The organism is Legionella anisa (genome assembly GCF_001467525.1).
Lineage (GTDB): Bacteria > Pseudomonadota > Gammaproteobacteria > Legionellales > Legionellaceae > Legionella > Legionella anisa.
Window position 1 is genome coordinate 114194 of the sequence record NZ_LNXS01000001.1, and the last position, 16860, is coordinate 131053.

Consider the following 16860-nt stretch of genomic DNA (forward strand, 5'->3'; position numbering starts at 1 on the left):
TCACCCTTCGGGATGCTGTCCCTATTTAGTGTATCTTGAATGAAAAACAATTTGAAAAAAACATACACATCCTATTTTTCAAAATTTTTTTCATTCAACCTGCACTCAAATCTACTCCCAACGTTGATATAGAGGTTTTTTCATTACAATTCTTGAGGAATTCTTTTGCCACTACAATATCATCATAAATTTGCGCGATTAAAGCATCCACTGAAGTGAATTTAACCTCATCACGCAATTTGTGCAAGAAAAACACCTGCATTAATTCACCATATATTGACTGATCAAAGTCAAATAAATGCACTTCCAAAATATTCTTGCTGCCATCTACTGTGGGACGACGTCCAATATTCGCTACTCCATACACCATTTGGGAAACAATTCGAACTCGAACTACAAATACTCCCTGCAAAGGCAAAGAGTAGCGATGCAAAGCAAGATTTGCAGTAGGAATTCCCCACTGTCGTCCACGCCCGTCTCCATGCAATACGCGACCACAAATACTATAAGGTCTACCTAGATATTTTGCTGCCGTATTCAGATCGCCATGCTGCAATGCTGTTCTAATTCGTGTTGAACTGATTCTATTTTCGTTAATACAAAAATTTGAATAAATGCTTACATCACAGGCATATTCCGAACCAAGTTTTTTCAACAAACTCACATCACCTTCCCTGTTTTTGCCAAAACGAAAATCTTCACCTACCAAGAGATATTTCACATTGAGCGTAGAAAACAAATAAGTGCGGGCAAACTCAGCTGCAGAAGTTTGCGCTAATGCATTATCAAATTTAAAACAGTATACATAATCAATCTGGCATGAGCGTAATACATCTAATTTTTCTCTTAAACTGGAAAGTCGTGCCGGTGCTTTCTCCTGTTGGAAGTATTCTCTGGGCTGAGGCTCAAATAGAATTAGAACTAAAGGTAAATTTAAATCATTTGCTTTATTTTCTAAAGTCCTAATAAGATTTTGATGCCCCAAATGCACGCCATCAAAATTACCAATAGTAGCGACCACGCCTTTATCAAACGCAGAAAAATGTTGAATGCCGCGCAACAATTTCATAAGTAATTCAATCGTGTAACTCGAAACCCAGTAGTATACTTGTTTTCTGCCTCATTGAGAAATAGTAGCAGGAATTAGAGGTATTTTATTTTAGACCGGATACTTTATAGCCTGGGTGAAGCAAAGCGTAACCGCTTTGCTTCACCCAGGCTACACTTATGCTACATTTTTACGCTTTAGAATTCTTCTCAGAGGGTATAGAACGGACAATTAAAACATCACATTCTGCACCATGCAAAATGGCATTTGCTGTTGAACCTAATAATAAGGAAAGACCATGCTTGCCATGACTTCCTGTAACAATCAAATCGATATGGCGCTCTTGTGCAACCCTTAAAATTTCATTTTTTGTGGAGCCAAATTCAATAAATCGGTGTTTTGCATCTACTCCCAACTTTTCACCCAATTCATTCAGTTCTTTTTCAGCTTGCTCGCGAATAGATAATTCAACTTCAGCAAATCCGGCAAAACCAGGATAAGCATAAGCAGGAATGGGTTCTACGACATGAACTAATATCAGATCAGCGCCATTCTCATCAGCAATTTTTTTCGCTTTATGCGCTGCTATAATACCAACCTCATCAAAGTCAGTAGCAAACAATACCCTCTTATACATCATTTTCTCCTTATAATTCTGATGCCTATTTATAGACTAGCAGATTTAAAATTAATTGCATTACAAAAAGATACGTTTCACATCGTAATAGAAAGTATTTAAAAACAAAAGGGAAAATAAAAAGAGTGAATGATGTTAAAAAAGCGCATTTATCGTAAAAAATCAAAAATGCCCTGTTTCGCTTTTGAGAAATAGTTACAAATTTAAAGGAGTCGTGTGTAATACAATAAATTTTACCACCTCTACGTACCGCGCATAAAGCGCGGTACGTAGGGTGAAAAAATGTGTGGGGATCGCTCAGCGTTGCGCTTGAGTTCTCGATCTTTATAAATCAATCCAGATCTTTATCTCTTAACTTCAGATGCGCTTCAGCTTTAGCAATTGCCTTGCGAATTGCTTTAGCCTCTTCTGATTGTTCTGGGGCCAGTTTTAACAAACGTCGCCAATAACTTATTGCATCTTCATACGCATGGCTTACAAAAGCATTCATTGCGAGCATCGCCAATGCATCGGGCTGATTTGGATTGTTTTTTAATAATCGGTTAAATAGTTCAGTGATCTGTTCGGTAAATTGCTGATTATTCAGTACCCACAAACTGTGCGCATAATTCACTGCATATTGTTCATCATCGGGATTAAATTGATATGCTTTTGCAAAAGCATTTACAGCATTTTGTTTTTCATTTTGGCCGCTGTACAAACGTCCTAAGAGATACCAACCTTTAGCACTTTTTGGGGTTTCATCCAATTTTGCACGCAATTTCTCGATTAATTCTTGTGGACTTTTAATCGATTCCAACATTTTTTTAGCTTGTTTCTGTGAATTAAGATGATGGAGATGCTCTTGCCATCCTCCAAAGCCGCCCCAATAAAAATATCCTGTAAATGCCCCTAAAAAAATAGCAGGAACCAGCAACAGGCTGGCGGTAAAACGGCGCCTGAATGGATAAACCATGAGTATACAGGCTAAGCCAGTTAGACCTGCTGCTAATCCCAATAACCACCATTCATTCATAAAAAGCTCGCTAAATTATGCATGTTCCTTCTCTCGGACTCCAAAACAAGTGCGCCAGAAAATAACAAATCCTAAGAGTAAAAATAAAATAGGTCCAAACCACAATAAAAAAGTCACTGCTTTAACCGGAGGATTAAACAGGATAAAATCTCCGTAACGAGCAGTCAGATAATCACTGATTTCACTATCACTCTTACCCTCTTTCACCATGTGATAAACTTGATTACGCAAATCTTTAGCTAATTCAGCATTAGAATCTGCCAAATCTTGATTTTGACATACCAGGCAACGCAAGTCTTTGAGCAGATGATTAAATTGAGCTTCCTTTTGAGCAGAATCCAAAGGATAAGTACTATTTGCCCAGGCCAGCGAACTTAAAAAAAGAAAAAAACACCCGAAAATAAAGCCTATTCTCATGAGGTTTGCTCCAGCTGCTTCATTAAAGGTAAAATCTCTTTTTGCCACATCTCTTGAGTCATAATTCCAGCATGTCGATAACGAATTATTCCTTTCTTATCGATCACAAAAGTCTCTGGTGCGCCATACACACCTAAATCGATAGCAACTTTTCCATCCTGGTCTTCGATGACACGCTTATAAGGATTTCCCCATTGCTTCAACCAGAGGAGCGCGTCCGTAGATTTGTCTTTATAATTCAACCCATAAATCGGCACTCCTTCACGCGCCAATTGCAACATAAAAACCTGTTCATCAACACAAGCTGCACACCAACTAGCCCAAACATTTAACAAAACCACCTGACCACGTAATTGTGTGGAACTAAAAAAAGAATTCGGGTGATACAATTCAGGTAGGTTAAAGTGAGGTAATGACTTTCCAAGTTGTACTGAAGGTAATTCATGCGGATTTAAGGATAAACCACGCCAAAGAAAGACACAAAGCAGCAAAAAAAGAGTAATTGGAATCACTTTCCATCCTATTTTTTTCATGCTTTCAACTCCTGGGTACCAATTATTGCTTGCTGTCTTTTTTGATAATAGCGCCTATCTGTCAGTGCAAAAAAACCACCGGCTAAAATCATAAACCCACCGGCCCAAATCCAACGAATTAAAGGTTTGTAATAGAGTCTTACTGACCAAGAGTTATCAGCTAATGGCTCACCTAAAGCAACATAAATATCTCTAAAGGGTGTTACGTCAATTGCGGACTCAGTCATTGCCATTTGACCTACTGTATAAAGTCTTTTTTCAGGATAAATCAGCTTGCTCTTGCCCTGATAATTAATTTTAAATTGGGCTTTAGTTCCTTTATAGTTTGGTCCGATTAACGGTTCCTGGTGTATAAACTCAATAGAATAACCAAGTAACGATACTTTTTTTCCAAGCTCCATGGGTACATCATCTTGCACACCATAAGCTGTAGAAACAGCAATACCAATTACCGTAGTTGCTACTCCCAAATGTGCGAGAATCATTCCCCAAAAAGCTTGCCCTACTTGATATAAACCACGATCAAAAATCCGTCTATAAGCAGCTTGAAATGTACTTAAAATCACCCAGAAAGCCAGGCTCAACCCGATAAAAGCTGAACTATTAAATTCTTTAGCTGTAGTAATTAACAAAACTAAAGGTATTAAGAAGCTAAGAAAAACTGTTTTCCAAAGCTTTTTTAATACACTTCGCCAATGATCTCTGTTCCATCTTAAATGAACACCAATTCCCATTAATAACAACAAAGGAATCATTAAAGGAATGAATACCGAATTAAAATAAGGAGCTCCGACAGATAGTTTACCCAGGCCTAAACCTTCAACAAGCAATGGATACACAGTTCCCATTAAAACAGTGAGCATAATTACTACTAAAAAAACATTATTTAATAATAAAGCACTTTCCCTAGAAAAAGGACTGGGATTGCTGCCTGAATGTAAGGTTTGTGCTCTAAAAAGGAACAATAATAAAGAACCACCAATAACAAATAATAAAAATACTAAGATATATAATCCGCGCTGCGGATCTACGGCAAATGCATGAACAGAGGTCAAAACACCGGAACGCACAAGAAAAGTACCGATTAAGCTTAAAGAAAAAGCAGCAATTGCAAGCAACATGGTCCATGCTTTAAATTGTTGGCGCTGCTCAGTTACTGCCAAAGAATGCAATAAAGCAGTTCCTACTAACCAAGGCATAAAAGAGGCATTTTCGACTGGATCCCAAAACCACCATCCACCCCAACCCAACTCCCGATAAGCCCACCAGCTTCCCAAAGTGATACCCGCCGTTAAACAACACCATGCGGCTAATGTCCAAGGTCTAGTCCACTTTGACCAACTGGCTTCTACTCTACCCGCCCAAAGTGCAGCAATGGCAAAGGCGAAGGCTACAGAAAAACCTACATACCCCATATACAACATTGGCGGATGAAATAAAAAACCCGGATCTTGCAATAAGGGATTCAAATCACGACCTTGTGTATCTAAAACCTGAAACTGACGTAAAAAAGGATTGGATGTAGTCAACAAAAAAAGAATAAATCCAATACTCAGCCAACCGAGAACAACTAAAACGCGAGTCCGCATTTCTTTATCCAAACCCGTACTGCAAAAAGCTACCAGCAACGTCCAAAAGCTCAGAATGGAGACCCATAACAACATGGAACCTTCATGCCCGCCCCAAACAGCACAGAACTTATAAAACCACGGTAAGTTAATGCTGGAATTACTGAGTACGTAAATTACCGAGAAATCATCTTTTAAAAAACAAAGGGTGAGGAAAAGATAGGTCAAGGCAATGAAGAAAGACTGGCAGACTGCATAAGTACGTGCAGCATCTATCCAATTACTTCGTTTTAATTGCAACCCAACGAGTGGAATTAATGCAAGCATTATGGAAGAAAGCAAAGCCAAAACCAAAGAAAAAAGCCCTAATTCTGCAATCATGAATGTACCTTTTGGGATAAAGCTGCTTTCACTTCCGGCGGCATATAATTCGCATCATGCTTCGCCAATACCTGTGAGGCACGAAAATGTTGGTTATCAAGCAGCTGCCCTTCAGCAACTACACCCTGCCCCTCTCTAAATAAGTCTGGAAGAATACCCGTATATTTTACGGTAATGGTTTGATTAAAATCGGTTATTTTAAATTCTACATCCAAACCTTTTTTCGAGCGAATAATAGAATCCTTTTCAACCATCCCCCCCATACGAATATTATGCTGCTGTGGTGCTTCACCTGCTACAGCCTGGGTAGGAGTATAAAACAAGCTTATATTTTGTCTCAGTGCATACAAAACCAACGCTGCAGCAATGGATAAAATAGACAGGGTAAATACTAAAATCATTATCTTACGTCGGCGTGCTGGAATCATCTTTATCGCTTAAACCATTGTTGTAATTTTTGTCGTGTCTGTTTTCCTTTCCATTTCATACCTAATAAATTCATTACTAAAACAACACAGACCAAACCATAAGCCGGCCAGACATAAATGGAGTATCCTCCCATTGCCAACCACTCTAAAAGTTGATTCATTTAAATTCCCCTTCAAATTGAATCTTGACCCAAGCTTGCCTCTTTTCCCTAAGCAATAATTCATGACGCGCTTTCTCTAAAATAATCCACAAACAGTATAAAAAAAATCCAGCTATGGTCAACAATAAAGGATATAACATACTTCCATCAATCTTAGGCTTGGCAAAGACTGACAAAGTAGATCCTTGATGCAAAGTATTCCACCAATAAACTGAATAATGAATAATCGGTAAATCAATAATTCCCACCAAAGTTAGAATGGCAATAATTTTATCTCCATTATCTTTATTTTTTATCGCATAGTGGGTTGCTAAAATTGCAGCATAAAGCAATAAAAGAATTAATTCAGAAGTCAAACGAGCATCCCAAACCCACCAAGTACCCCACATAGGTTTACCCCAAATACTGCCAGTCACCAGCGCAAGAAAAGCCATACTAAGGCCAACTTGAGCAACAATATTAATTAAAAGACCTGCTATTTTAATACGCCAAACCAAAAGCAATACAGCTAAAAAACCCATCCAGGCATAGAGCATCATGGACAAAAAAGCACTGGGTACATGGACGTAGATAATGCGGAACGCATCACCTTGTTGATAATCAGGGGGGGTAAATACCAATCCCCAAATGATACCAACAACTAAGATCACTAAAGCGCCCACTGCCAAACTTGGAGTGAAGCGTCCAGTAAAATTATAAAAAAACTTAGGCGATGCCAGTTGATATAATAACTTCCACATAGGAATAATTGAAATCAAAAAAAGCGGATTTTAACACGTATCCCCCTATTCGCAAAACCCAGAAGCCTTAGAATCTGTTTTCATTTCGCGAGCTTAAGCTAAAATGCTCTGTAGGATCGTCAGTTTGATAGAAACTTTGATATGTATAAGCCATTATTCAATAAGTAGTGCACTCTACTTACGTAGTAATGTAGCCTGGGTGAAGGCGAAGCCGTAACCCAAGTTTCTGGATAAACAGCACGCTTCCATAACCCGGGTTACGCTTCGCTTCACCCAGGCTACATGTATCTAACAATAACGAGAAAATCAGGACAGTTTGGCCAAGATAGTAGAAATGGAAACAGACCCTATTCAATGTGACTGATGCGTATTATCCCGGCAATAGCATAAGGTAAAAAACCTGTAGCAACTACAGACATTGCAAGTAATAAGGCTAAATAGGCACTAATTGGCAATCCTTGCATGGCTATATTTAAAGTGCCGCTTCCAAAGATAAGTAAAGGCAAGGTTAGCGGCAATAAAATTAAAGCCATTAAAAGCCCCTTCTGGTTGACTCCAACTCCAAATGCAGCAGCCAAAGCACAGAGAAAAAGTAAGGCTGGGGTGCCGCAAATTATAGTAAGCGCAAGCACCTCTGTTTCCCAAACACTCAATGAAAATAGTAAAGCAACCACAGGACATAAAATGAGTAAAGGCAATAAATTAAATAACCAATGAGCAATTACTTTTGCACCAACCAGTAAAGGTAAAGACTGACCGGAAACAATCCATTGTTCGATCACACCATGTTCATAATCTTGTTGAAATAAGCGCTCGGAAGAGAGCAAAAAAGACAAGAGTATCGCCATCCAAACTAAACCAGGGGCAATCGTTTTAAGCAGCACGACTTCCGGCTTGAGAGTCAGAGGAAACATAAAAAGAAAAATTAAGAGAAACAAACATGAGTTCACTAAAAAACGAATTTGACGCACCTGAATAAGCAACTCACGTTTGCATTGTTTGGCAAATAAAGAAAAGGAAGAAATCACAAACAATACTCCTCATAATCAGAGGGATTTAGCGGTAATTGCTGGTGAGAAGTTAATAAAACTGAGCCACCCTGCTTTCGATGAACTGCGATTTTATCCATAATCAGGGCAATAGCCTTATCATCTAATGCGATTAAAGGCTCATCAAGAAGCCATAATTTGACATTGGAGAACCACAAGCGTAGTAATCCTGCTTGCCTGCGCTGTCCGGCAGATAACAAGCCACAAGGGACATCAAGGTGGTGTTCGAGTGTAAAAATTGAAGCGAGTTCTTCTAAGTTATTATGCCCTTCTTTCTTTATACTGCGCGATGAGGAAGCATAATGCAGATCAAAGAAACAATTCTCTTTTAAGGTTAAATTAGGGTTAATACCCGTTTTGTGACCTACAAAACACACATGACGCTGGTAAGCAGATTGGTCCTTAGCAATATTTTTTCCAAAAAATTGAATTTCACCTTGAAGCGGATGATATAAACCGGCGATTAATTTTAATAGAGTGGTCTTACCTGCACCATTTCTACCACGTAAATGAAGTAATCCTCCTGTGGGCAAATGAAAGCTTACTTTATTTAATAAAGGTTGATCCTGATAATCAAAATCAAGGTTAATCACATCAAGCATAGGCCATGATACACTTCTTTGGTTGATATTTAAGTAGCCTGGGTGCAGCGCAGCGGAACCCTGGAAAATTTCGAACTCTTAATCCCGGGTTCCGCTACGCTGCACCCAGGCTACACTTAATAAAGAAATAGTACTCGAACTAAAAAACAAAACAAGTTTTAATTCATTGCCAAACCCTTTTCAAACTCTAAATCACTTTTTCGTTCTGCAACCATTTCTCTAAAGGCTTTTACAGAAGAAGTATCGCGTCGAAAAAACCAAGTTGTAAATCCCTGGCTTGTTGCAAGCACTGTATATGCAGTTTTTTTCATTAATTCTTCAACTACATCATCAAAAGTCTCTAAAGTGGTTTCTTCGAGTTGTTTTTTAAAGTTCAAAAGTATTTTGCTTTTTAAAAAATCTCCTTTGAGTCCTTGATACTCCCCACCTAACTCATCACCATCTGCATTGAAAATATGAAATCTATTTTCTGACGGATCTTTTACTTCAGCTTCATAATGAGTACCTTGCAAACGTAGTTCTGGTTTTATAATTTCATTAGCACTTTTGATTAAATCGGCACAAACTTCATTTTCAACGCTTATAGCCTCTAATAGATTTGGAGATAGTTCTTGATTAGAAAGCTCAAATATATTAGGACCAATCATTGAAGCCAAATTTTCTGCGGGCATCTTTGTTTGCGCTACCTTTTCTAAAGATTTTTTTAACATCGCAAACAAGTAATATGTGATTTTTTGATTAGTCTCTGATTTTTTTCCTAAAATATTGTTTATTGCTTTTTTATATTCAAGTAATTTATTTTTATTATCACTCAACTGTTTTTGGTCCTCTAGGCTAAATAGAGGTTCACCATTTTCTTGCAATTTCTGTAAAACTTTCTTCAATAAGTTAGCACACTCAAGTTGGTTCATTGTAGAAAAATCCATCTTACCTTTTTGGATTTCAGCTAATTTAGCATTAACAAGAGTCAATGAACCTGCAACCCGAAATATACCTTCTTCAGCCTTACCCCTTAACTCATTGTCTATTTTTTTAATGAGAATCAATGCAGCGTACTGCAAGTTTTCAATTTTTTTTTGCCTTAATTTTTCATCAGATGGCATATATCCCCCTATTTTTTACAACTAATTTACCTTCTACTTAAATGGACTCTTGCGAACCGCCTTATTGATCGCCATAATTTGTTTTTATTTTTTTTAAGGTTTTAGTAATGGAATTTTTAAGTCAATACGGTATGTTTCTTTTAAAATCAGTAACGGTAGTTATTGCCTGCCTAGTAGTCTTTGCAGGTTTTTTTTCTATGAGCCGTAAACAAAAGCCTAAACTGGAGATTACGTCTTTAAATAAGCATTATGAGCATATCACATCCATAATGAACAAAGAAGTTCTTGGTAAGAAATTGCCCAAAAAGAAAAAAAGCACGTCAGAACAGCCCACACTTTATGTAATTGATTTTCACGGTGATATTAGAGCCTCTCAGGTAGAACAGCTTAGAGATGAAGTAACTGCGATTCTTTGCACGGCAAAGCCTGGAGATGAAGTTTTAGTTCGTCTGGATAGCCCTGGAGGTATAGTCAATAGTTATGGACTGGCTGCTTCGCAGCTCCAACGCATTCGTGATAAAAAGATTCCTTTGACTGTAAGTATCGATAAAATGGCAGCCAGTGGCGGTTACTTAATGGCCTGTGTTGCTAATCAAATCATTGCTGCTCCTTTTGCAATTATTGGCTCTATAGGTGTAGTAGCCCAAATACCCAATTTCCATCGTTGGCTTAAAAAACACGATGTAGATGTAGAACTATTAACTGCAGGGGAATATAAACGCACGCTAACACTTTTAGGCGAGAATACTGAAAAAGGCAGAAAAAAAGCTCAGGATGATCTGGAAAAGATACATGCTATTTTTAGAAATTTTGTAGCTGAGCATCGGGGGCAACTCAATATAGAGCAAGTTTCTACAGGAGAACATTGGTTAGCCAAAGATGCTTTTGATCTGCATCTCGTAGATAAATTATGCACAAGCGATGACTATCTCATAGAAAAAATTGCAAGCCATAAAGCATTTAAACTCACTGTTCCAGCCAAAAGTTCTCTAGCAAATAAATTACTTAAGCCGGCGATGCGGTTTATGCACCCATGGGGTTAAGGAAACAACACATCAAACTCAACAGCTGAATTATAATGATAAATAACAAAAAGCCTTAATATTCAAAATACTGGGTAAACGGATGAATTTTAGATAATGGTGTATAATTAATTTATATTACAAAATGGAGTGAGCCATGAGTGACTTTAAATCAAAACTACCTGATCTCAAAGAGTTAGCTTCAATGACAGGAAAGTTATTTACAGATATTAAAAAGAGCGTTGGCGAAATCGTTCACAACTATAAAGAAAATAGAGCACAGCAAGCAGAAGAAACGGAACAAACAAAGGGAGAGCCAGTTAAAGAAGCCAAACCCCAAAAACCTGTTGAGGAAAGTAAAGCTGCTGCCGAACCGGTTAAGCCTTCTGAACCTATTGAAACCATTGAGACTATTGAAACTGTTGAAACTATTGAAGTAGTCGAACCTAAAAAATCAAAAACTGATGACACCAAAGAATAAATAGTTACCCATTCTACTCAAACAATGTAATTGTTCAGAGGGTCTGTTTGAAGCTTGATGGAAAACCCTATTTAAGGTTGAACTCAAATAGGGCTTCCCGGCCATAGAGTTGAACGCTTACCAAACAAATTTACACTGATGAGTTCAAACCCGCTCAGGGCGTGTAAGTCCGTATTTGCGCATTTTTTCAACCAAAGTAGTACGTCTCATATTCAAGTAACTTGCGGCATGAGCCACTACCCAATCTGATTCATTTAATGCTTGACTAATTAGTGCTAACTCAGTTTTTACCAAGTGTTCTTTTAAGTCTATTCCTTCTGCAGTGGAAATCTGCTCCTGATTTATCACCTCTAATAAAGCTTCTCGTTCAGAGTTGGATGTATCAGATTCTACATATAGGGGCATATATTCACCACGGACTTTTTGTGGCAAATCCTCTTTACTTAAAATTCCTTTGGGATACAAAATAGTTAGTCGTTCTACTAAATTAGCTAATTCTCTGATGTTACCTGGCCAACTGTACTGGCTTAATACAGCCATCGCATCGGGCATTAAACGTACGCTGGGCCTGTTTTCGCTCTCAATGCGTGCAATCAATTCGTTAAATAACAAAGGAATATCTTCTGCCCGCTCTCTTAAAGGAGGCATTTCTATAGGAAATACATTCAGCCTATAAAATAAATCCTCCCTAAATTTCCCTTCTTTAATCGCTTCTTCCAAATTTCTATGTGTCGCAGCAATAATTCTTACATTAACATCAATGCTCTTATTGGATCCAACTCGCTCAAAACAGCGCTCTTGCAGTACTCTTAATAATTTCACTTGCATAGGCAAAGGCATATCCCCTATTTCATCAAGAAATAGAGTCCCTCCGTTCGCTAATTCAAATCGTCCTTGTCGGGAAGTAATTGCACCAGTGAATGCACCCTTTTCATGGCCAAACAATTCACTTTCTAGCAATTCTCCCGGAATAGCACCGCAGTTAATTGGGATAAAAGGTTTCGTAGCTCTTGATGATAATGCGTGGATATTACGTGCAACAACCTCTTTGCCTGTTCCTGATTCTCCAAGGATTAAAACACTGGCTTCAGTATCAGAAACTTGCTCTATTAATCGGCGAACATTGCGAATACTGTGACTATTACCCACCAGACTACGTAATAAAGGATTTTTATGATCGCTAATCATAATGGTTTTTACCGCTTCTTTAGCAATTTGACATTGATGCAAGGATTCCATTATTTGCGCATAAGTAAAAGGGAACGGTTGACAAGCAACAACATTGCGCAAGAGGCATTGAGTATTATTTAATTTTTGACCCACCACAATGATTGGAACTTTAGAAAACTTGTTTACCAAAGAATCCAGCTCATTTATTGTTTCTTGAATTGATTCGCTTGCACTAAGAAGAATAACGTCGGGACTCATATCAGAAAAGTACCATTCGCTATACTTACTGACTTCAGTAGATTCACCGATAAAATCCAGTATTGTGCGTAGCTTGCCGCAACGACTTTCATTATTATCAATGATAAGAACCTTGTCATTAATACTCATAAACTTATCCTTAAGTTTCATACACTTACCATCATTCTCTCCCTTAAAGCGAGGAAAGACTTTCAATAATTAATTTATCGATAGCACACGATTAATTTAAAACCATTACACTGATTCCCAAAACACAATTCCTGACTACCAATTGTTTTAGTAGCACTTACCTGGGTTTCTTTCACAAAATACTTAGCCTGCATAAAGCCCATACGATTGCAAAAAGAATTGGCTGCCCGTGAACCACAACCTTGTTTTTGGTCATAACACCAATCTACACGATAATCATTAAAACGAGGGACGGCAAAACGTTTTTCCCGATAGTGATAAGGTTTTGGAGGGTTATGAGATAAGCCAGTAGCGCAAACAATAGTCATAAATCCGTTGCAGCGCCACCCTTTGCAGCTTTGACTGGTGGATAAGTAATGGGTTAATCCTATATTGTAGGCTATTTCATTATCGCTGGAATAATCATAACCAAGCATTTGGCAATAATGATCTGCTACGACTTTGCCACATTCCTTACCATCTGCAGTACAATAATCCAGGCGCTCCCCTAGATAAGTGGGATGCCAAAAATTTCGAAAAGCTTTATTGTGCTTTTCACTTGTATTTGCTTGGCCTGAAAAGGAACAAAATAAAAAAACTAAAAACATAAAGTAACGAAAATTGATCATTAAAAACAATCCTTTAGCGATTATTAAATCATGTTAGCCTATGATGTCTACTGGTACAAGAGTAACATAAGGTAAATCACTATTGATTTATTAAATGTAGCACATCTAATTTCATTCATTTGCAAATAACGGTTATTTTTGCTAGTTAATCTGGTAGAATAATGACCATGAAAATATTTTTTATTTTTTTTGCAATACTTCTTGTACTGCTCCCATATACAATGAGCAATAAAAATATTGTTTCTAATCCTGTTACAACTACACGTGCAGGACCTGCAACTCAATGTTTACAAAAAGCGCCTCTTACTGCATCGATTCGCTGTAATTTTAGCCAAGCCTATGTCATACCAACTGAATTGAGCTTATCAAAGACCCATTCACTGATGGGTTTGCTCTCTTTTTCTTTATATCTTTTATCTCTATGCTCAGGATTTACAAAACGAATCTATAAGCCACCACGTTCATTTTCTAATAATTAACCCCTATTTTTAAATGCTTATGCCGATGACCGGTTATATTATTGGAGAATTTTATGAAAAATTTATTTAAAATCATTTTATTAGTTATGGTAATTTCTTATTTGCCTACATCTTTATGGGCTTCAACAGAGAGCGAAAATCATAATGAAAAGAATTATTTTCAATTTGCTATCCCTGAATATCATACAAGTAGACAATCAGGACAAACAGTTAATATTTATGTGCGCTACGCCTACAAGAAAAAATTACCGAACAGTGAATACCCTGACTATCGGGTGCTACGTACGACTGTTTTAAAGTATATGGAGCCTACAGTGGAATTTCCTCAAGAAGTATTTTGGGAAATTCTTGCTACCGCAATGGGGAGAGATTTAATGAAAAACTACCCCCTGGATGGTGTCAGTATTCAACTGGACGTTCTGGATAACCAAAATCCCAACAGTTTTGAGCCAGGTGATCATGGACCTACATTTACTGTAGGTGACATAGAACCTATGGATGTTCATCACTAACTGGATAAATTCAAGATACAAGCCTGGGAGAAGCGCAGCGAAGCCCAGGGTTTCTGGAGTTCCAACTAGAATATAATCAAATATTCCCCTTTTAACCAATTCGTAAAAGGGGAATATATAAAATGAGAGGAGCAGTCAGAATCTCGCATTCACCCAGGCTACAAGTTTAATTTGGCTAAATAGGATTATCACTGTCTATAAATAGATGTTCTAACTCAAACTGAGAGGCAAGATGCTTTCCTAAAGCCTGAATGCCGTAACGCTCTGTTGCATGATGTCCGCAAGAATAATAATGAACCCCTAATTCTTTTGCTTGATAATAAGTTCGTTCGGATATTTCTCCACTTATATAAGCATCTACACCTAAACGAAATGCATCCTCAATAAAGTCCTGCGCTCCGCCACTGCACCAGGCAATATGAGTGATCGGTTTTTCACTGCCTTCGATAGATAAAGGGGGGCGCCTTAATTTTTTTGTTAAATACTCAGCAAATTCTGCGTGTTTCATCGTTTGAGCTAACTTTCCTGACCAAAGCAGATTGTCAGTACCACCTGCTCTATGCGTGTGTACCATATCTACTTCAAATAATTTGGCCAGGCAGGCATTATTTCCAAGATCAGGATGACAATCCAAAGGAAGATGATAGGCAAATAAATTTAATTTATTGCATAATAACATATAAATTCGTTGCCGTTTCATCCCTATAATCACAGGTGTTTCACCACGCCAAAAGTAGCCATGATGAACCAGCAAAGCATCTGCGTTCCATGCAATAGCTTGAGTAATGGCATCCTCAGATGCAGTGACTGCAGTACAAATTCGGCTAATCTGTTCTTTGCCTTCAACCTGCATTCCATTAGGAGCATAATCATTGTAGCGTTCGCAACCCAACAATTGATGCAGGTATAATGATAGTTCTTCTTTAGTAATCACCGGTCAGAAACTCGCTTGATGTCAGCACCTAGTAAAGATAGTTTTTCTTCTATGCGTTCATATCCTCTATCTACATGATAGATACGCTCAACTGAGGTTTCACCTTCTGCAACTAATCCAGCTAAAATCAAACTGGCTGAGGCACGTAAATCCGTTGCCATAACAGGTGCGCCGGTTAATTTCTCAACGCCATTAATTATTGCTGTATTTCCATTGAGTTGAATCTGCGCCCCCATGCGCTGTAACTCCTGCACATGCATAAAACGATTTTCAAATATCGTTTCAACAATAGTTGAAGAACCAACTGCTACTGAGTTCATCGCCATAAATTGAGCCTGCATGTCTGTTGCAAAAGCTGGGTAGGGTGCCGTAGAAATATTTACTGCCTGAGGGCGTTGATTGTGCATATTAAGACTAACCCAATCTTCACCTATGGTTAATTCCGCACCGGCTTCTTCAAACTTACATAACTGTGATAATAAAGTATCAGGTCGTACTCGTTTTACAGTAACATGTCCTCGTGTTAAAGCCCCGGCAGCAAGATAAGTTCCTGCCTCAATTCGGTCAGACATTACAGAGTAAGTCCCACCTGAAAGTGATTCGACACCTTCAACCTCAATTATTGAAGTTCCAGCACCAGAAATCTTTGCGCCCATTTGAATTAGAAAATTGGCTAAATCAACCACTTCTGGCTCGCGGGCAGCATTTTTAATAATTGTTGTCCCTTCAGCAAGAGTGGCTGCCATAAGCACATTTTCAGTACCGGTCACAGTGACTGTATCAAACATTAAACGCTTTCCTTGTAAACGACCACGTTTACAGCGGGCATTGATGTAACCATTTTTGACTGTGATATCAGCCCCCATAGTTTTCAACGCTTTTAAATGCAAATCGACAGGTCTTGTCCCAATAGCACAACCTCCGGGTAACGATACATCTGCCTTACCAAATCGAGCAAGCAAAGGTCCCAAAACTAAAATCGAAGCACGCATCGTTTTAACTAAATCATAAGGAGCAACAAACTCATTTACTTGACTCGCATCAACCTGGACATTCATTTTCTCGTCAACAATTAATTGGGCACCTAATTGACCGAGTAACTCCATCATAGTGGTTATATCTTTGAGATGAGGGACATTGGAAATGGTGACATGATCTCGTGCCAGTAAACTTGCAGCCATAATGGGTAAAGCAGCATTTTTTGCTCCTGAAATAACTACTTCACCATTGAGTGCTTTACCACCATTTATTAATAATTTATCCATTTTGCGTTCCCCATTCTTCTTTTGTCCACGTCTTCATGCTGATCGCGTGAAGTTTACCCGTGGTAATCAATTCTTTCAGCTGTGCATAAACCCACTGCTGTCTGGCTATCTTAGGCTTATTTAAAAAGACATCACTTACTACAGTTATCTGATATTGATAACCATCCCCCTCCACTTTGATGTAAAAAACATCATCTATGGCTTTAAACTTTTGTTCTATTTCTTCATTACTTATCATTAAAATTAGCTCACAAATTGAA

21 protein-coding genes are annotated in these 16860 nt (G+C 38.1%); 4 read left to right on the forward strand and 17 right to left on the reverse strand.

Annotation, left to right across the window (positions count from 1 at the left end):
* Positions 1-94: 94 nt before the first annotated feature.
* The 12 genes from ribF to Lani_RS00505 all read right to left on the reverse strand — a co-directional run bounded on the left by ribF (position 95) and on the right by Lani_RS00505 (position 9682).
* Positions 95-1069 carry a bifunctional riboflavin kinase/FAD synthetase gene (gene ribF, locus Lani_RS00450; RefSeq protein ID WP_019235110.1) on the reverse strand — a complete coding sequence of 325 codons (975 nt, stop codon included), beginning with the start codon at positions 1067-1069 and terminating at the stop codon, positions 95-97.
* Between the two features lie 169 nt (positions 1070-1238).
* A complete protein-coding gene (locus tag Lani_RS00455) occupies positions 1239-1685 on the reverse strand; it encodes a universal stress protein (RefSeq protein WP_019235109.1) in 447 nt (148 codons plus the stop codon).
* Positions 1686-2016: 331 nt separating this feature from the next.
* Positions 2017-2700: a tetratricopeptide repeat protein gene (locus Lani_RS00460; RefSeq protein ID WP_019235108.1), complete on the reverse strand. Its 684-nt coding sequence runs from the start codon at positions 2698-2700 to the stop codon at positions 2017-2019.
* 15 nt (positions 2701-2715) lie between these two features.
* Complete coding sequence (locus Lani_RS00465) at positions 2716-3117, reverse strand: cytochrome c-type biogenesis protein (protein WP_019235107.1); 402 nt, start codon at positions 3115-3117, stop codon at positions 2716-2718.
* Positions 3114-3650: a DsbE family thiol:disulfide interchange protein gene (locus Lani_RS00470; protein ID WP_019235106.1), complete on the reverse strand. Its 537-nt coding sequence runs from the start codon at positions 3648-3650 to the stop codon at positions 3114-3116. The genes Lani_RS00465 and Lani_RS00470 overlap by 4 nt, the downstream gene beginning before the upstream one ends.
* The gene (locus Lani_RS00475; RefSeq protein ID WP_019235105.1) at positions 3647-5599 is read right to left on the reverse strand and encodes a heme lyase CcmF/NrfE family subunit; all 1953 of its coding nucleotides are present in this window, start codon (positions 5597-5599) and stop codon (positions 3647-3649) included. The genes Lani_RS00470 and Lani_RS00475 overlap by 4 nt, the downstream gene beginning before the upstream one ends.
* Entirely contained in the window at positions 5596-6027 is a 432-nt protein-coding gene (gene ccmE / locus Lani_RS00480; RefSeq protein WP_019235104.1) for a cytochrome c maturation protein CcmE, read from the reverse strand. Before ccmE ends, Lani_RS00475 begins: the two co-directional genes overlap by 4 nt.
* 2 nt (positions 6028-6029) lie before the next feature.
* A complete protein-coding gene (gene ccmD / locus Lani_RS00485; protein ID WP_019235103.1) occupies positions 6030-6188 on the reverse strand; it encodes a heme exporter protein CcmD in 159 nt (52 codons plus the stop codon).
* Positions 6185-6928, reverse strand: a complete 744-nt coding sequence (gene ccmC, locus Lani_RS00490; RefSeq protein ID WP_040523255.1) for a heme ABC transporter permease CcmC — start codon at positions 6926-6928, stop codon at positions 6185-6187. The genes ccmD and ccmC overlap by 4 nt, the downstream gene beginning before the upstream one ends.
* A 347-nt stretch (positions 6929-7275) precedes the next feature.
* Complete coding sequence (gene ccmB / locus Lani_RS00495; protein WP_019235101.1) at positions 7276-7956, reverse strand: heme exporter protein CcmB; 681 nt, start codon at positions 7954-7956, stop codon at positions 7276-7278.
* Positions 7953-8579 carry a heme ABC exporter ATP-binding protein CcmA gene (gene ccmA, locus Lani_RS00500; protein WP_019235100.1) on the reverse strand — a complete coding sequence of 209 codons (627 nt, stop codon included), beginning with the start codon at positions 8577-8579 and terminating at the stop codon, positions 7953-7955. Before ccmA ends, ccmB begins: the two co-directional genes overlap by 4 nt.
* 158 nt (positions 8580-8737) lie before the next feature.
* Positions 8738-9682 carry a RhoGAP domain-containing protein gene (locus tag Lani_RS00505; protein WP_019235099.1) on the reverse strand — a complete coding sequence of 315 codons (945 nt, stop codon included), beginning with the start codon at positions 9680-9682 and terminating at the stop codon, positions 8738-8740.
* A gap of 107 nt (positions 9683-9789) precedes the next feature.
* Between Lani_RS00505 and sohB the strand changes: the two genes are divergently transcribed.
* The gene (gene sohB / locus Lani_RS00510) at positions 9790-10725 is read left to right on the forward strand and encodes a protease SohB (RefSeq protein WP_019235098.1); all 936 of its coding nucleotides are present in this window, start codon (positions 9790-9792) and stop codon (positions 10723-10725) included.
* 136 nt (positions 10726-10861) lie between these two features.
* Positions 10862-11185 carry a hypothetical protein gene (locus tag Lani_RS00515; protein ID WP_019235097.1) on the forward strand — a complete coding sequence of 108 codons (324 nt, stop codon included), beginning with the start codon at positions 10862-10864 and terminating at the stop codon, positions 11183-11185.
* Positions 11186-11329: 144 nt separating this feature from the next.
* On the opposite strand, the gene Lani_RS00520 is transcribed toward Lani_RS00515, so the two are convergent.
* Positions 11330-12742: a sigma-54 dependent transcriptional regulator gene (locus Lani_RS00520; protein WP_019235096.1), complete on the reverse strand. Its 1413-nt coding sequence runs from the start codon at positions 12740-12742 to the stop codon at positions 11330-11332.
* Between the two features lie 74 nt (positions 12743-12816).
* Positions 12817-13410, reverse strand: a complete 594-nt coding sequence (locus Lani_RS00525; protein ID WP_019235095.1) for a hypothetical protein — start codon at positions 13408-13410, stop codon at positions 12817-12819.
* 161 nt (positions 13411-13571) lie between these two features.
* On the opposite strand from Lani_RS00525, the gene Lani_RS00530 reads away from it, so the two are divergent.
* Both Lani_RS00530 and Lani_RS00535 read left to right on the forward strand, forming a co-directional pair.
* A complete protein-coding gene (locus tag Lani_RS00530; protein ID WP_019235094.1) occupies positions 13572-13889 on the forward strand; it encodes a hypothetical protein in 318 nt (105 codons plus the stop codon).
* Between the two features lie 53 nt (positions 13890-13942).
* Positions 13943-14401: a hypothetical protein gene (locus tag Lani_RS00535; protein WP_019235093.1), complete on the forward strand. Its 459-nt coding sequence runs from the start codon at positions 13943-13945 to the stop codon at positions 14399-14401.
* 175 nt (positions 14402-14576) lie between these two features.
* Here Lani_RS00535 and Lani_RS00540 read toward each other — a convergent pair whose 3' ends face one another.
* The 3 genes from Lani_RS00540 to Lani_RS00550 are packed head-to-tail and all read right to left on the reverse strand — an operon-like array spanning position 14577 to position 16838.
* Entirely contained in the window at positions 14577-15335 is a 759-nt protein-coding gene (locus tag Lani_RS00540; protein WP_019235092.1) for a Nif3-like dinuclear metal center hexameric protein, read from the reverse strand.
* Positions 15332-16600, reverse strand: coding sequence for a UDP-N-acetylglucosamine 1-carboxyvinyltransferase (gene murA, locus Lani_RS00545; RefSeq protein WP_019235091.1), 1269 nt, complete (start codon positions 16598-16600; stop codon positions 15332-15334). The genes Lani_RS00540 and murA overlap by 4 nt, the downstream gene beginning before the upstream one ends.
* On the reverse strand, positions 16593-16838 hold the full coding sequence (locus Lani_RS00550; protein WP_040523253.1) for a BolA family protein: 246 nt from the start codon (positions 16836-16838) through the stop codon (positions 16593-16595). The genes murA and Lani_RS00550 overlap by 8 nt, the downstream gene beginning before the upstream one ends.
* Positions 16839-16860: the final 22 nt, after the last annotated feature.

Bases quoted from the DNA above. Each gene is read 5' to 3' on its own strand.
- murA (WP_019235091.1), bottom strand. From the start codon at position 16,600: ATGGATAAATTATTAATAAATGGTGGTAAAGCACTCAATGGTGAAGTA.
- Lani_RS00470 (WP_019235106.1), bottom strand. From the start codon at position 3,650: ATGAAAAAAATAGGATGGAAAGTGATTCCAATTACTCTTTTTTTGCTG.
- Lani_RS00550 (WP_040523253.1), bottom strand. From the start codon at position 16,838: ATGATAAGTAATGAAGAAATAGAACAAAAGTTTAAAGCCATAGATGAT.
- ribF (WP_019235110.1), bottom strand. From the start codon at position 1,069: ATGAAATTGTTGCGCGGCATTCAACATTTTTCTGCGTTTGATAAAGGC.
- ccmA (WP_019235100.1), bottom strand. From the start codon at position 8,579: ATGCTTGATGTGATTAACCTTGATTTTGATTATCAGGATCAACCTTTA.
- ccmD (WP_019235103.1), bottom strand. From the start codon at position 6,188: ATGAATCAACTTTTAGAGTGGTTGGCAATGGGAGGATACTCCATTTAT.
- Lani_RS00525 (WP_019235095.1), bottom strand. From the start codon at position 13,410: ATGATCAATTTTCGTTACTTTATGTTTTTAGTTTTTTTATTTTGTTCC.
- Lani_RS00505 (WP_019235099.1), bottom strand. From the start codon at position 9,682: ATGCCATCTGATGAAAAATTAAGGCAAAAAAAAATTGAAAACTTGCAG.
- sohB (WP_019235098.1), top strand. From the start codon at position 9,790: ATGGAATTTTTAAGTCAATACGGTATGTTTCTTTTAAAATCAGTAACG.
- ccmE (WP_019235104.1), bottom strand. From the start codon at position 6,027: ATGATTCCAGCACGCCGACGTAAGATAATGATTTTAGTATTTACCCTG.
- ccmC (WP_040523255.1), bottom strand. From the start codon at position 6,928: ATGTGGAAGTTATTATATCAACTGGCATCGCCTAAGTTTTTTTATAAT.
- Lani_RS00515 (WP_019235097.1), top strand. From the start codon at position 10,862: ATGAGTGACTTTAAATCAAAACTACCTGATCTCAAAGAGTTAGCTTCA.
- Lani_RS00465 (WP_019235107.1), bottom strand. From the start codon at position 3,117: ATGAGAATAGGCTTTATTTTCGGGTGTTTTTTTCTTTTTTTAAGTTCG.
- Lani_RS00520 (WP_019235096.1), bottom strand. From the start codon at position 12,742: ATGAGTATTAATGACAAGGTTCTTATCATTGATAATAATGAAAGTCGT.
- Lani_RS00475 (WP_019235105.1), bottom strand. From the start codon at position 5,599: ATGATTGCAGAATTAGGGCTTTTTTCTTTGGTTTTGGCTTTGCTTTCT.
- Lani_RS00455 (WP_019235109.1), bottom strand. From the start codon at position 1,685: ATGTATAAGAGGGTATTGTTTGCTACTGACTTTGATGAGGTTGGTATT.
- Lani_RS00460 (WP_019235108.1), bottom strand. From the start codon at position 2,700: ATGAATGAATGGTGGTTATTGGGATTAGCAGCAGGTCTAACTGGCTTA.
- Lani_RS00535 (WP_019235093.1), top strand. From the start codon at position 13,943: ATGAAAAATTTATTTAAAATCATTTTATTAGTTATGGTAATTTCTTAT.
- Lani_RS00530 (WP_019235094.1), top strand. From the start codon at position 13,572: ATGACCATGAAAATATTTTTTATTTTTTTTGCAATACTTCTTGTACTG.